14 protein-coding genes are annotated in these 14,087 nt (G+C 68.5%); 8 read left to right on the top strand and 6 right to left on the bottom strand.

What is annotated here, in order from left to right:
* Nucleotides 1-8: 8 nt before the first annotated feature.
* The 3 genes from KCTC_RS05280 to KCTC_RS05270 form a co-directional block, all read right to left on the bottom strand.
* Nucleotides 9-386, bottom strand: a complete 378-nt coding sequence (locus KCTC_RS05280; protein WP_125567423.1) for a hypothetical protein — start codon at nt 384-386, stop codon at nt 9-11.
* 178 nt (nt 387-564) lie between these two features.
* Complete coding sequence (locus KCTC_RS05275) at nt 565-1,206, bottom strand: dihydrofolate reductase family protein (RefSeq protein WP_125567421.1); 642 nt, start codon at nt 1,204-1,206, stop codon at nt 565-567.
* 12 nt (nt 1,207-1,218) lie between these two features.
* Entirely contained in the window at nt 1,219-1,770 is a 552-nt protein-coding gene (locus KCTC_RS05270) for a CGNR zinc finger domain-containing protein (RefSeq protein WP_125567419.1), read from the bottom strand.
* A gap of 38 nt (nt 1,771-1,808) precedes the next feature.
* Between KCTC_RS05270 and KCTC_RS05265 the strand changes: the two genes are divergently transcribed.
* Nucleotides 1,809-2,780, top strand: coding sequence for an EamA family transporter (locus KCTC_RS05265; RefSeq protein ID WP_125567417.1), 972 nt, complete (start codon nt 1,809-1,811; stop codon nt 2,778-2,780).
* A 9-nt stretch (nt 2,781-2,789) separates the two neighbouring features.
* On the opposite strand, the gene KCTC_RS05260 is transcribed toward KCTC_RS05265, so the two are convergent.
* On the bottom strand, nt 2,790-3,722 hold the full coding sequence (locus tag KCTC_RS05260) for an alpha/beta fold hydrolase (protein WP_164512482.1): 933 nt from the start codon (nt 3,720-3,722) through the stop codon (nt 2,790-2,792).
* A 60-nt stretch (nt 3,723-3,782) separates the two neighbouring features.
* Here KCTC_RS05260 and KCTC_RS05255 point away from each other — a divergent pair, with 60 nt between their 5' ends.
* The 7 genes from KCTC_RS05255 (at nt 3,783) to KCTC_RS05225 (ending at nt 11,582) form a co-directional block, all read left to right on the top strand.
* Nucleotides 3,783-5,213, top strand: a complete 1,431-nt coding sequence (locus KCTC_RS05255) for a hypothetical protein (protein ID WP_125567413.1) — start codon at nt 3,783-3,785, stop codon at nt 5,211-5,213.
* Nucleotides 5,214-5,365: 152 nt separating this feature from the next.
* Nucleotides 5,366-6,088 carry a DUF998 domain-containing protein gene (locus KCTC_RS05250; protein ID WP_125567411.1) on the top strand — a complete coding sequence of 241 codons (723 nt, stop codon included), beginning with the start codon at nt 5,366-5,368 and terminating at the stop codon, nt 6,086-6,088.
* Nucleotides 6,089-6,129: 41 nt separating this feature from the next.
* Nucleotides 6,130-7,467, top strand: coding sequence for an aldehyde dehydrogenase family protein (locus KCTC_RS05245; protein ID WP_197715255.1), 1,338 nt, complete (start codon nt 6,130-6,132; stop codon nt 7,465-7,467).
* Nucleotides 7,468-7,567: 100 nt separating this feature from the next.
* Nucleotides 7,568-8,146, top strand: coding sequence for a helix-turn-helix domain-containing protein (locus KCTC_RS05240; protein WP_174233034.1), 579 nt, complete (start codon nt 7,568-7,570; stop codon nt 8,144-8,146).
* A 14-nt stretch (nt 8,147-8,160) separates the two neighbouring features.
* A complete protein-coding gene (speB, locus tag KCTC_RS05235; RefSeq protein ID WP_125567406.1) occupies nt 8,161-9,102 on the top strand; it encodes an agmatinase in 942 nt (313 codons plus the stop codon).
* 9 nt (nt 9,103-9,111) lie between these two features.
* Entirely contained in the window at nt 9,112-9,894 is a 783-nt protein-coding gene (locus KCTC_RS05230; protein WP_125567404.1) for a carbon-nitrogen hydrolase family protein, read from the top strand.
* Entirely contained in the window at nt 9,891-11,582 is a 1,692-nt protein-coding gene (locus tag KCTC_RS05225) for a flavin monoamine oxidase family protein (RefSeq protein ID WP_125567402.1), read from the top strand. Before KCTC_RS05230 ends, KCTC_RS05225 begins: the two co-directional genes overlap by 4 nt.
* Nucleotides 11,583-11,707: 125 nt before the next feature.
* On the opposite strand, the gene KCTC_RS05220 is transcribed toward KCTC_RS05225, so the two are convergent.
* Entirely contained in the window at nt 11,708-12,556 is an 849-nt protein-coding gene (locus tag KCTC_RS05220) for an EamA family transporter (protein WP_125567401.1), read from the bottom strand.
* Nucleotides 12,557-12,593: 37 nt separating this feature from the next.
* The gene (locus KCTC_RS05215; RefSeq protein ID WP_125567399.1) at nt 12,594-14,066 is read right to left on the bottom strand and encodes an NAD-dependent succinate-semialdehyde dehydrogenase; all 1,473 of its coding nucleotides are present in this window, start codon (nt 14,064-14,066) and stop codon (nt 12,594-12,596) included.
* Between the last annotated feature and the right edge of the window lie 21 nt (nt 14,067-14,087).

The raw sequence follows: 14,087 nt of genomic DNA, 5'->3' as shown, positions 1-14,087 counted from the left end.
GGCGGCACCTACTGGTTCTGGCCCTCGAGCGGGTCGGGCGCAGGCGCGGCGGCTCCGATTTCCTCGCCCTCGGTCACGGTCACACCGTCCGTGGTGCCGAGCTCGCCGCCAGCTTCAGGAGCGGGGCGTACTACCTCTCCGACGTCTCCGGCGGCGATCACGAGACCGACCTGGTCCACGAGCCCGTCGGCGTCCCCTTCGACGAGTGCTTCGTCTCCACGCCCAACGCCGTCGCCAGTCACACCGCCGCCGACGGCGGGTACGCCGTCAGCCCGCCCGGCCACCATCGCGGAGGTCCAGGGCTGCGCAGACCCGACCGGCACCGTGCTGAGCATCGCCGCATCGCACGCCGCCAACGTGACCTTCATCCTCACCCGGGCCGGCACGGTCAGGACCGTCGGTGCGAAGTCAGCGGGAGGATCCTGGACGGCATCGGTGAAGGCGACGGACCTCCCGACACCAGGTCAGTGGACGGTGACGGCTCGTGTGATCGGGCCTGGCGGCAGAGTCACCTCGGCCGCGACCACCTTGACGGTTGTCGGATGCAAACCGTGAGCCGGCGGCTCACCGCCTGAACGTCAGGTGGACGACGCCGCTCTCGGCAGTCTCGGTCGCGACCGCGTAGCCCTCCTCGAGGCCCCGCAGGTCGTCCCACAGACGGATGCCCCGTCCGAGCAGGATGGGCGCGATCGCGACATGGAGCCGGTCGACCAGTCCAGCCTGGAGGAAGTCGCGGACGGTGCTCAACCCGCCGCCGATGCGTACGTCCTGACCGCCGGCGGCGTCGATTGCTCGCTTCAGAGCCTCGTGCGGGGAGGCGGTGATGAAGTCGAAGGTCGTGCCGTTCGCGAACGAGACTGAGGGTCGGGCACGGTTGGTCAGTACGAACACGGGGCAGTGGAACGGCGGCTCCTCGCCCCACCAGCCACGCCAGTCGGGGTCGTCCGGGAAGGTGTGCAGCCCGAACATGCCGGCACCCATGATCTCGGCGCCGACTTCCTCGAAGTACGCCTCCGCGTACGCGTCGTCGACGCCTGTCGTGCCTTCACCGGACGTGTTGTGCAGGACGCGTTCCTGGAAGGTGCGGGTCGCGACGTACGCGGCGACCAACCGTCCCCAGTCCTCGCCGAACGGGTTCTCCGGCGTCTGGTCCGTCGTGGTCCCGAATCCGTCGAGTGAGATGTTGAGGTCAACGCGTACGGCCATGGCGCCACTCTCTCATTGGTCACCGGCTCGCCGGGCGCGGTACGCGGCGACTGCCGCCCGGTTGCCGCAGGCGGTCGAGCAGTAGCGTCGTGACCGGTTCTTCGACAGGTCGAGCACGATGCCCTCGCACGCGTCGTCCTCGCACACGGACAGGCGCCCCATTTCGTCGGCGCGGACGACGTCGATCATGCCCATGGCGGTCTCCACGAGGATCTGCGTCGCCAGGGTGGCGCCGGGGCGTTCGGCGTGGATGTGCCAGTCGAGTTCGTCGTGACGTACGAGCCGAGGGACTGCTTCTGCGTCCGCCAGCCAGCGGTTGATGACGACGACTGCGTCCTCCCGCGAGCTGGTGAAGAGGTCGTGCATGGGTTGGCGGAGCGCCTGGATCTCGGCCACCAGCGCCGGAGTGGCCTTCGGGATGTAGCTGTATCCGTGCTCGGTGAGGAACAGGTCGAGCGCCTCCGGGGTCGCCAGTCGGTCGACGTCCATCGGGTTGCTGAACCGACTGTTGACCACGGCCACCGAGCCGAGGAGGTTCATCACCGTGTCATGAGCAAAAAGCACTTTGACAGGTTACATGCTGCGTCGTACCGTCATGTGTCATGACCGCTGTTGCCAATGACACTCGTCGCGGGATCCTGTGGGCTCTCGCGTCGTCGGCCTCGTTCGCATGGTCGGGCACCTTCGCCCGACCGTTGCTCGATGCCGGCTGGAGCGTCGGTCTGGTGATCACCTGCCGGGTCCTCATCGCAGCCGTCGTGCTCGCGATCCCGGCTGCGCGAGCGATGCGCGGCAAGTGGCACCTGGTGCGGTCCCAGATCGTCACGATCGTCCTGTACGGGGCGGTCGTGGTCGCGCTGTGCCAGACCGCGTACTACCGCGCGGTGGCACGGATGGATGTCGGCGTCGCACTACTCATTGAGTACACCGCGCCGGTGGCGCTCCTGGCCTGGCTCTGGGCCCGGCACGGGCACCGTCCCAGCCGCCTGACAGCCCTCGGGGCGTTGGTCACCACGATCGGGCTGGTCCTGGTGATCAATCTGTTCTCCGGAGCCCGCCTGGATGGCCTGGGACTCGCCTGGGCCTTTGCGTCCATGGTCGGAGCGGCCGTCTACTTCGTCCTGTCCGCGCGGCCGAGCCAACTGCCGGCAATCGCGCTGCCCGCGGCCGGGATGCTGGTCGGCGGCGCGCTGTTGCTGGCCGCCGGCGCCACTGGGCTGACGGCCTTCCACGCGGGCGCGTCGACTGTGCACTTCCGCTCCGTCGGCGTGCCGTGGTTCCTCCCGCTGCTGGGCATCGGCGTGATCAGCACCGGCATCGCGTACGCCCTCGGCATGGTCGCCGGACAGCTTCTCGGCGCCCGGCTGATGTCGTTCGTGTCCCTCGCCGAAGTTGTCGGGGCGGTCCTCGCAGCCTGGGCGCTACTCGGTCAGACGCCCGCCCCGGTGCAACTGCTCGGCGGAGTCGGCATCCTCGCCGGCGTCATCCTGGTCAAGCTCGGTGAGCCGGCGCCCGAGGAGGCCCCGGTCGTCGAGCTCGTCGTCGACGACGAACTCGAGCGCATCCCCGCCTGAGACCGAGGCTCAGACCCCGGTCCTGCTGAGGATCGTGACGCGCTCGGCGAGGGCGGTCAGCTCGCCGGTGACCTCGTTCGCGCGCTCGTACGGGAGCATGTGCCCGGCCTGCGGATAGACCACGTACTTGGCCTGGGGAAGCGCCTCCGCCATCGCCCGGGAGTGGGCGATCGGTGTGAGGGCGTCCTTCGTGCCTCCGAGGATCACGGTCGGCACCTTGTCCAGAAGCGGCATCATCGCGAGCCGGTCGTGGTGCATCAACGCCGGTACCAGCGCCGCCGTCGTCTCGGGGTGGCTCCGGGCCACCTGACGCGCGGTACGGCTGCGGTTCGCCCGGGTTCCCTGTCCGGGGCCGTACAGGCCGAGGCGTACGAACTCCTCGATGACACGGGGATAGCGGGTGTTGCGCGGTGCCCGCGAGAACTGCCGCAGGCGGCTGACCGCCGGCACAGCGGCGGACGCGACCGAAGTCACTGCCAGCGGCAGGCCCAGGATGTCGCGCCCGATGTTGGCCGCCGACGTCGCGACCATCGCGATCCCGGTCGCGCGCTCGAAAACGATGTCCGGACGACGCTCGGCCAGCGCCAGCAGCACCGGTCCGCCGAGCGAGTGCCCGGCCAGGACGAGCGGGCCTTCAGGGGCGAGCTGATCGATGACCTCGGCCAGGTCGTCAGCGAGTTGCTCGACGGTCGCGGTGCCGCGCGGGCCGGCGTCGGAGCGGCCGTGGCCACGGGAGTCGAAGGACACCACTCGGTAGGTCCCTGCCAGGCGTTCGGCCACGTCCTCCCAGCTGGTGTGGTCCTGGGTCCAGCCGTGCTGGAGCACGATCGTCGCCGCGCTGTCCCGTGGTCCGGCGTCCACGACTGCCAGGACGGTGCCGTCGGGGGTGGTCAGGGTGTCGAATCCGGCCCGACTGCGGGCGCGGCTGGTCGAGGTGCTCACGGGCTGATTCTGCACCTCCGACTCTGGTCTTCGGCCTCAGGAGGGACGAAAGTAGACACCGTGCGCCGCTTTGCCTCCCTCGTTGTCGTCGTCATCGTGGTCGGATCTGCCCAGTGGCTGGGCCTGACTCCTGCTCACGCCATCACCTCGATGTCGCTGCCTGCGGGTCAGGCGATGTACGTCCTCGACTACACGGGAGCGAGCTGGGTCGACACCGATCTCCAGAACGGCCATTTCGTCTCCACCGGAAGTGCGGCGGTCGATTCGGCGAACGACTACGCCCCCAACTCGATGGCGTACAACCCCGCCGACCGCACGGTCTACGTCCTCGAATGGAGCGCGTTCGGTCGCCGGATCGAGCGACTCGACCCGTCCACCGGACGACGCTGGGGGTCGGTGCAACTCAACGAGCCCGAGGGCCTCGACTGGATCGACTCGATTGCGATCGGCTCGGGCGGGCAGATCTACGGGCTCGGCGATCAGGGTGGGCTGTATTCGATCGCACTCGGAGCCACGTCGGCGGGGGTCGAGAAGAAGGGATCCACCGGACTCTCCGGGCCACAGGATTCGCTCGCGTTCGACGCAAGTGGCACGTTCCTCTTTGCGCTCGACCCGGCGACCCGGACCATCAAGTGGCTGAGCACGTCGGACGGATCGACGATCCAGACGAACACCACGAACCTGCCCACTCTTGGCTCGGGGAAGACCGCGGTGTCGATGCACATCGATTCGGTCGGGAACTTCTGGGTGGGCATCCAGGACTCGAATGGCGAGTTGACCACCACCTATGAGGGTCTGCAGTCGGGCACGACGATCACCTTCAGTCACGCCGAGAACTACTGGAACGTCGCCGGGTCCAACCCGACGCCAGGGCTCTCAGCGCCGGTGTACGCCGGCGCGATGGTGATCGCCCCGCAGACCGACACCACGACCGTGGCGCACACCCAGTCGGCCGGCCAGGTGACGTACGGCGGTGCGGTGAAGTTCTCGATGACGGCGACCAACACGTCCACGCACACGCCGCTGGCTGGCGTCACGGCGCAACTCCAGCGGTGGACCGGCAGCGCCTGGGCCGGCGTCAAGAACGTCATCACCTCCGGAACCGGAGCGGCCTCGTTGACCTTCGCGCAGACGATCTCGACGACCTATCGCTGGTACGCCAGTGGCCGCACGGCGGCACATGACTACTTCGTGGCCATCAGTCCGGCGTTCGCGGTCAAGGTCGCCCTGCTGGCGGCGACGCCGACAATCTCAGGCACTGTGCGACACGGGTCGACACTGACCGCGCACCCCGGGACGTGGAAGCCGGCAGGCATCACCTTCGCCTACCAGTGGTACGTCAACGGCGTCGCGGTCGGCGGTGCGACGAAGTCGACCTTGACGCTGTCGAGCGGGTGGATTGGCCGCAAGATCTCGGTCCATGTGACCGGCAAGAAGACGGGGTACGTCACGGTCGCGCGGTCGAGTGCGTCGACCGGCGCGGTCGCGTGAGTGGGGCCCTGCGTACGCATGCCGTGGAATGCGCCGGCACCGCAGCGTGTTGTGCCGACACAGCCCGGGCACAGGCCTACGCTGCGAAAATGCTGAGCGTTGCGGCGCGACGCCGGTCATCATGGGGGAGCTGACTGGCCAGGCGATTCGGGATGGGAGTCGTGATGGTGGAGGGTACGAACCAGGGGCGTGTGATCGCCACGCCGGTGCTGTGGGCAGCCGCGGCACTCGGTCTTGTCGGCGCTGCGCTCTACAACTGGTGGGTCGTCGCGGCCTTCACTCACATCCTGCCGACGCCCAACATGCTGTTCAGCGACCTCGAGGTGCAGGGCGGTCAGTATTCGCGCCTCTTCAACAGCCTCGACTTCACGGCTAGCGCGTTGTTCCTGGTCGCGTTGCTGCTCGTGGGCGCCCGCGGCCGCCGCACCGAGTGGTTCACGATGCTGTGGTTCACCGCCTTCGGCATGACCGGGGCGATCTTCCACTACTCCTGCGCCGAGGCGCTCAGCGCGAGCTGCCGCAGTGCCGAGTGGCACTTCCAGTTGCCGATGACCCACTACGCCCACATGCTCTCGGGCATCGGCGAGTTCGGTGCGGTCATCCTGGTGGTGCTGATGGCGCGCCGGCGTCACGGTGACGCTGCGTCGATGTGGCGCCGGTTCAACCGTGTACAGGTGGATCTGCTGATCTTCGCGCTCCCGCTGATCGCCGCCACCTATCTGCTGGACCGCTGGGAGGCGGCCATCGAGCCGATCCTGCTGGTGGTGGCGGCGTCCCAGCTGCTCAAGTCGCTGCTCGAGCCCGAGACGCCGCCGGGTGCGGAAGTCGGCATCAGCCTCGACCTCCTGCAGCCGCGACAGCGCGCGGATCACTGACCCGAACGGCGACGTCTTCCACCTCTCGATAGGGCATCCGCATGTACACCGTGATCAACCCCGCCACCGGTGAGTCCGTCGCCGATCGTCCCGCTGCCACCGACGCTGAGATTCAGGACCTGCTGACGTCCGCCGCCGAGACCGCCAGGGGCTGGGGGCGTACGTCCTCGGTCGGAGACCGGGCTGCGTTGCTGCGGCGGGTGGCTGCGTTACACACGGAGCGGCGCGACGAGTTGGCCCGACTGGCCCACATCGAGATGGGCAAGTCGATGGAGGACGCCCTCGGCGAGGTCGACTTCGCGGCGGCGATCTACGAGTTCTACGCGGACAACGCGGAAGCCTTCCTGGCCGACGAGAGCATCAACGTCGGCGATGCCGGTGGAACTGCCGTGATCAGGCGCCAGCCCTTCGGAGTGATCCTCGGGATCATGCCGTGGAACTTCCCCTACTACCAGGTGTCCCGGTTCGCCGGACCGAACCTGGCCATCGGCAATGCGGTGATCCTCAAGCCAGCACCGCAGTGCCCGAGCTCCGCGGCAGCCCAGCAGCAGATCTTCCTGGATGCGGGTTTCCCGGAGGGTGCGTACGTCACCGCGTACGCGACCAACGAGCAGATCGAGACGATCATCGCCGACCCGCGGTTGGCGGGGGTGTCGCTCACCGGATCGGAGCGCGCGGGTGCGGCGGTGGCGGAGATCGCCGGTCGCCATCTCAAGAAGGTCGTCCTCGAGCTCGGCGGCTCGGACCCGTTCATTCTGCTGTCCACCGACGACCTGGACGCGGTGGTCGAATCGGCCGTTGCTGCACGCCTCGACAACGCCGGCCAGTCCTGCAACGCGGCGAAGCGTTTCGTCGTGGTCGAGGACCTCTACGAGCCGTTCGTGGAGAAGTTCACCGCAGCCCTGCTCGCCACCGCCGATGTCGCGCCGTTGTCATCAGTACGCGCCGCCGAGATCCTGTCCGCCCAAGTGGCCGCTGCCGTCGCCGGGGGCGCGTACTACGCCTCGGCGGGGGAGACCGCCGGCGCGCAGGCGCCCCCCGGCGTACTCACCGGTGTCACCCGGGACAACCCGGCCTATGCGCAGGAATTTTTCGGACCGGTGGCGATGGTCTTCAAGGTCACTTCGGAAGCCGAGGCGGTCGAGGTCGCCAACGACACACCGTTCGGGCTCGGTTCGTACGTCTTCACCACCGATGCGGCTCAGGGTGCGCGCGTGGCCGACCAGATCGAGGCCGGCATGGTCTACATCAACGGCGTGCTGATGGACCTCGCCGAGACCCCGTTCGGAGGGGTCAAGCGGTCGGGATTCGGACGAGAACTCGGGCGGTTCGGGATGGACGAGTTCGTCAACAAGAAACTGATCCGCACCGCGGGTTAGTTCACCTGATGGAAACGCTTGTTTCCTGACTCCGCTTGGTGTTGCCTAGTCCCGAGGGTGTGGTCGGCGTCACCTCGATGTCGCCCGCGAGAGGATGGGCATGAGCGCTGCGGTCGAATCGTCCAATGGTGTGGGCGACCAACTCCGATCGGCCCGGCATTCGCGGCGGCTGACGCTCGCCGAGGTCGCTGAGGCCGCGGGCATCACCAAGGGCTTCCTGTCGAAGTTGGAACGCGATCAAGCCACCGCGTCTGTCGCCTGCCTGATGCGGCTGTGCGACACCCTGCAGATCTCGATCGGGGAGTTGTTCGAGGTGCCCCAGGGCTCCGTCGTGCGCCGCGACGAGTACCCCCCGATCAACCTCGGTGGCATCGACATGACCGAGTTCCTGCTCACCCCGTCCGGTGAGCGGCGGCTGCAGGCGATCCTGAGCCGGATCGAGCCTGGCGGCGGCAGCGGCCCCGAGCTCTACAGCATCCCGGCCGAGGTCGAGTTCGTGTACGTACTCTCCGGCCGGCTCGCCGTTCACCTCAACGACGAGGAGACCGTCCTGGGTCCCGGGGATGCGATGACCTTCCCGCAGGCACCGCACGCGTTCCGGAGCATCGCCCCGTCCGAGGCCACCGAGGTGCTGTGGGTGTTCACGCCCGCGCTCTCGCTGGACCACCCGATCTACTGAGCAGGAGCCCGAAGATGACCGAACCGATCGGACCCGTCGACTCCTCCCGCGTCCCGCGTTTTGCGGGCATCGCCACGTTCGCCCGGCTGCCGCGCCTGGAGGACGTGCAACATGCCGACGTCGCTGTGATGGGGGTGCCGTTCGACAGCGGCGTCTCCTACCGCCCCGGCGCCCGGTTCGCGCCGGCCCAGATCCGCGAAGCCAGTCGACTGCTGCGGCCGTACCACCCCGGTCTCGACGTCTCACCCTTCGCGACGATGCAGGTGGCGGACGCCGGTGACATCGCCTGCAACCCGTTCAACATCCCCGAGGCGCTCGACTCGATCCAGGAAGGCGTCTCGACGCTGCTCGACGCGGGCACTCGACCGGTCACGATCGGAGGAGACCACACCATCGCGCTGCCGCTGCTGCGCGAGATGCACCGCAAGCACGGTCCGGTCGCACTATTGCACTTCGATGCCCACCTCGACACCTGGAACACCTACTTCGGAGCCGACTACACCCACGGCACTCCGTTCCGGCGCGCGGTCGAGGAGGGCCTGCTCGACACCGAGGCGATCAGCCACTGCGGCATCCGCGGCCCGCTCTACTCCAAGGACGACCTCAGCGACGACGCCCGGATGGGCTTCGGCATCACCACCTCGATGGACGTGATGAACCAGGGGGTCGGGGCGGTCGTCGAGGCGATGCGTGAGCGTATCGGCGACAGGCCGCTCTACATCTCCATCGACATCGACTGCCTCGACCCGGCGCACGCACCCGGCACGGGTACGCCTGAGGCGGGCGGTCTCACCAGCCGCGAGTTGCTCGCGATCCTCCGCGGCCTCCGGGGCTCGAACATCGTCGGCGCGGACGTCGTCGAGGTCGCCCCGGCGTACGACCACGCCGACATCACCGCGATCGCGGCCTCGCACGTGGCGTACGAGCTGGTCTCGCTGATGGCACTCAACCACTGAGGACGGCCGATGAAGATCGCACTGTGGCAGACCGGATCGGCTGACCTCGGCCGACTCCGCGAGCGTGCGCTCGAGGCCTCGGCGGAGGGTGCGCGACTGCTGATCACGCCGGAGGCCTTCACCAGCGGGTACGCGGTGCCGGACATCGCGGAACTGGCTCAACCGCTCGGCGGGGCGTGGGACCAGGCGGTGGCTGCGATCGCTGCCGAGACGGGGCTGGCGATCCTCTACGGTCACCCGGAGCGTGCCGGCGACGTGGTCTTCAACAGCGCGACCCTGGTCGACCGCGACGGCAGCGTCCTGACCCGTCACCACAAGACTCATCTCTACGGTGAGGTCGATCGGGTGTACCAGCCGGGCACTTCGCTGGACGCGCTCGCCGACCTCGATGGCGTACGCGTCGGCGTGCTCATCTGTTACGACGTCGAGTTCCCGGAGACCGTACGCATGCTGGCCTTGGCGGGTGCCGATCTGGTGGCGGTCCCGACCGCGTTGATGACCCCGTACGAGGTCGTCACGCGCACTCTGGTGCCGGCACGGGCGTACGAGAATCAGGTCTATCTCGCGTATGCGAACCGCAGTGGGGTTGAGGGCACGCTGACGTACTGCGGCGAGAGTTGTGTGGTCGGACCCGACGGGGTCGACCTCGCCCGTGCCCGCTCCGGGGATGAGTTGCTGCTGGCCGAGATCGACACCGCCGCGCTCGCGCGATCGCGCGCGGACAACACCCATCTGAATGACCGTCGACCGCAGTTGTACGGAGCGCTCGCCCGAGAGGAGCACGTCCGATGACCTCGGCCGTCCCCACCCATGCCGCCGGCGGCACCGACGCCGCCGCCCCGATCACGATGTTCGGGCCCGACTTCCCGTTCGCCTACGACGACTACGTGAAGCACCCCGATGGGATCGGCTCGATCCCGGCCGCCGCGTACGGCACTCGCGTGGCGATCATCGGCGGTGGGCTCTCGGGCATGCTCGCCGCCCGGGAACTGCTCCGGATGGGCTTGCAGCCCGTCGTGTACGAAGCCGACCAGATCGGTGGCCGGATGCGCTCGGTGCCGTTCGAGGGCCACGAGGATGTCGTCGCCGAGATGGGCTCGATGCGGTTCCCGCCGTCCTCCACGACGCTCTTCCACTACCTCGACGAGATGGGTCTGGAGACCACACCGTTCCCGAATCCGCTGGCTGAGTCGACGCCGAGCACCGTCGTCGATCTCAAGGGCGAGACGCACTTTGCGCGTACGCTCGCCGACCTCCCGCCGGTCTACACCGAGGTCGCGGAGGCGTGGACCAGGGCGCTGGAGGAGCACGCCGAACTCCGGCCCCTCCAGGACGCGATCCGAGCCCGCGATCACGTGAAGCTCAAGGAGATCTGGAACGACCTCATCCGTCGCTACGACGACGAGACGTTCTACGGATTCCTGGCCCGGAGCTCGTCGTTCCAGAGCTTTCGGTTGCGGGAGATCTTCGGTCAGGTCGGGTTCGGCACCGGCGGCTGGGACACGGACTACCCGAACTCGATCCTGGAGATCCTGCGGGTGGTGCTGACCGCCGCGGATGACCACCACCAAGGTGTCGTGGGCGGCTCGCAGCAGTTGCCGGTCCGCCTCTGGGAACGCCCCGTCGAGGGGGCGGTGCACTGGCCCGCCGGCACCTCCGTCCAGTCGGTGCACGAGGGAGGGCGTACGCACCCCGCCGTCGCCGCGCTTCGGCGGACCGATGCCGGTGGCTTCGAGATCACCGACGCCGAGGGGCGTACGGACACCTTCGAGGCGGTCGTCTACACCGCCCAGGTGTGGATGCTGCTCAACACCATCAACAGCGACGACCGGCTGCTGCCGATCGATCACTGGACCGCCGTCGAGCGGACCCACTACATGGGGTCGTCGAAGGTGTTCGTGCTGGTGGACCGACCGTTCTGGAAGGACATGGACCCCGCGACGGGACGCGAGGTGATGTCCATGACGCTCACCGACCGGATGAGCCGCGGGACGTACCTGCTCGACCAGGGGGAGGGAAAGCCGGGCCTGATCTGCCTCTCGTACACGTGGTCGGACGACTCGCTGAAGCTGCTGCCGCTGGACGCCGAGGCGCGGATGGACCTGATGCTCAAGTCGCTCGCCGAGATCTATCCCGGCGTCGACATCCGCTCGCACGTCATCGCTCCGCCGCAGACGGTCACCTGGGAGTCAGAGCGGGCCTTCATGGGCGCGTTCAAGGCGAACCTGCCGGGGCACTATCGCTACCAGGAGCGGCTCTACAGCCACTTCATGCAGGACCGGCTTGCGCCGGAATTCCGCGGACTGTTCCTCGCCGGGGATGACGTCTCCTGGACGGCCGGCTGGGCCGAAGGAGCGGTCACCACGGCGCTCAATGCGGTCTGGGGTGTGATGCACCAGTTCGGCGGATCGACAGCTGCGGCGAACCCCGGCCCCGGGGATGTGTTCGACGAGATCGCGCCGCTGGTGCTCGGAGACTGAGGCGGCGCCGATCTTCCGAACGTTCGGACGGATCCCGGGGTCACCGTCCGAACGTTCGGACGGATTCGGCCGTCACCGTCCGAACGTTCGGAAGATTGAGAGCTGGGGCCCGGTGCGGCAGCCCGTCAGGTCTCGAGCACGAGGGCCCGCTGCCCGGTCCTCTGGGTTGCGGCACCCGCAGCCACCACAAGGGCCGTGCCGGCCAACTGCCAGAGCGAGATCGACTGGCCGAGCCAGGCGAACCCGAGCAGGGAGGCGACGGCGGGCTCCAGCGCCATCAGGGTTCCGAACGCGGTCTGCGACATCCGGCGCAGCGACACCATCTCGAGTCCGAACGTGACGACGGGGGAGAGGGCGGCCATCGCTCCGGCAAGCACAACGACATGCCAGGACAGGTGCGAGCCGGCCGGTGCTGCTCCCAGAGGCGCTGTCGCGAGGGCAGCGACCGGGATCGTGATCGCGAGCGCACTGATGCCGCTGAACTGATCCCCGACCTTCTGGGTCAGCACGATGTACGCACCCCAACCGGCGGCCGCACCGACCGCGAAGGCGATACCGGCCGCGGAGACCGATCCGAGCCACGGTCGCGTGAGCAGGAGTACGCCGGCGAACGCCGTGGCCGGCCAGATCAGCGTTCGCCGGTCAGCGGCTTGGAAGGCGGCGACGGAGAGCGGCCCCAGGAACTCGATCGCCACCACGGTGCCCAGTGGCAGATGAGCGAGCGCGTTGATGAAGCACGTCGTCATGACAGCTGTCGCGAGCCCCAGCCCGATCAGTGCCGGGAGCTCGCGTCGACTCATCGATCGCAGGGGTGGCCGCACCAGAGCCAGCAGGATCAGTCCGGCGATCGTGAATCGCAACCAGGCGGTTCCGTCCGAGCCGACCAGCGGGATGAGTCGTACCGAGAAGACGGAGCCCGCCTGCGCCGTGAAGATCGCGGCTACCGTGAGCACCCACGCTGGCACTCGGCTCATCTGCTCAGCCTGTCAGTAGCGGCCGCGCGGCGGCTGATCAGCTCCAGTCCACGGAGAAGTACTGCGTCTCGGTGAAGGCGCGTACGCCCTCGCGCGCACCCTCGCGGCCCAGACCGCTCTCCTTCACGCCACCGAACGGTGCAGCCGGGTCGGAGACGACGCCACGGTTGATCCCGACCATGCCGGCTTCGACCTTCTCCGCGAACTGCAGCGCCCACTTGAGGTCGCCGGAGAACACGTACGACGCGAGCCCGAACTCGGTGTTGTTGACTTGCCGGAGCACATCGGCCTCGTCAGTCCAGATGATGATCGGGGCGACCGGGCCGAAGGCCTCTTCGCGGACGATCTTCGCGTCCTGCGGCACGTCGACCAGCAGCGCCGGCGTGTAGAAGTGTCCGGTCAGGGTGGTTGGCGTCGCCTCGTACGCGACCTTGGCGCCACGGTTGAGTGCGTCCTCGACCTTCGCCGTAAGCCCGGCCACGGCCTTGGCGCTGATCATCGGACCGATCACGGTGCCGTCCTCGAAGGCTGACCCGACCGGCATCGCCTCGATCGCGGCGCCGAACTTCGCGACGAAATCCTCGACCACGTCGGCGTGCACGTAGAAGCGGTTGGCCGCCGTGCAGGCCTGGCCACCGTTGCGGAACTTCGCGATCAGTGCGCCGGCCACGGCCTTGTCGATGTCGGCGTCCGCGGCCACGACGAACGGTGCGTTGCCGCCGAGCTCCATCGAGGAGTTCACGATCCGGTCGGCCGCCTGGCCTAGCAGGATCCTCCCCACGCCGGTCGAACCGGTGAACGAGATCTTGCGGACCCGGTCGTCCTCGAGCCAGGTGCTGACGATCGCGCCGGGGTCGGTGGAGTTGACCACGTTGACGACACCGGCGGGTACGCCGGCCTCCTCGAGGATCTGCGCGACGGCAAGAGCCGTCAGCGGCGTCTCGGCTGCCGGCTTGAGGACGACGGTGCAGCCTGCCGCAAGGGCCGGACCGATCTTGCGGGTCGCCATCGCGGCCGGGAAGTTCCAAGGCGTCACCAGGGCGGCCACGCCGACCGGGTGCTCGGTCACGATCGTGCGAGTGCCGCCGGCGGGCGACTCTCCGTACGAGCCCTCGGGGCGGACCGCCTCCTCGGAGAACCAACGGAAGAACTCAGCGGCGTACGCCACCTCGGCGCGGGCGTCCGGGAGCGCCTTGCCGTTCTCGGCGGAGATGAGCGCGGCCAACTCCTCGGAGCGGGCCGTCATCAGTTCCCACGCCTTGCGCAACGCCTCACCGCGTACGCGCGGTGCCGTCGTGGACCATCCGCCGAACGCCGCTGCTGCGGCGTCGACCGCGGCCGTGGCGTCGGCCGGACCGCCGTCCGAGACGTGCGACAGCAGTACGCCCGTGGCCGGGTCGTTGACGTCGTACACCCGACCGTCGACGCCCGGTCGGCCCGCTCCGGCGATGTGCTGGCCGTTGGCGGCGTCGAGCGCGGCAATGGTGGCGGTGACCGAGGTGGGGATCATCGTTCGTCCTTGAGAAGTCGT

The organism is Nocardioides baekrokdamisoli, from assembly GCF_003945325.1.
GTDB lineage: Bacteria > Actinomycetota > Actinomycetes > Propionibacteriales > Nocardioidaceae > Nocardioides > Nocardioides baekrokdamisoli.
This window is presented reverse-complemented; position numbering and strand designations above follow the sequence as displayed.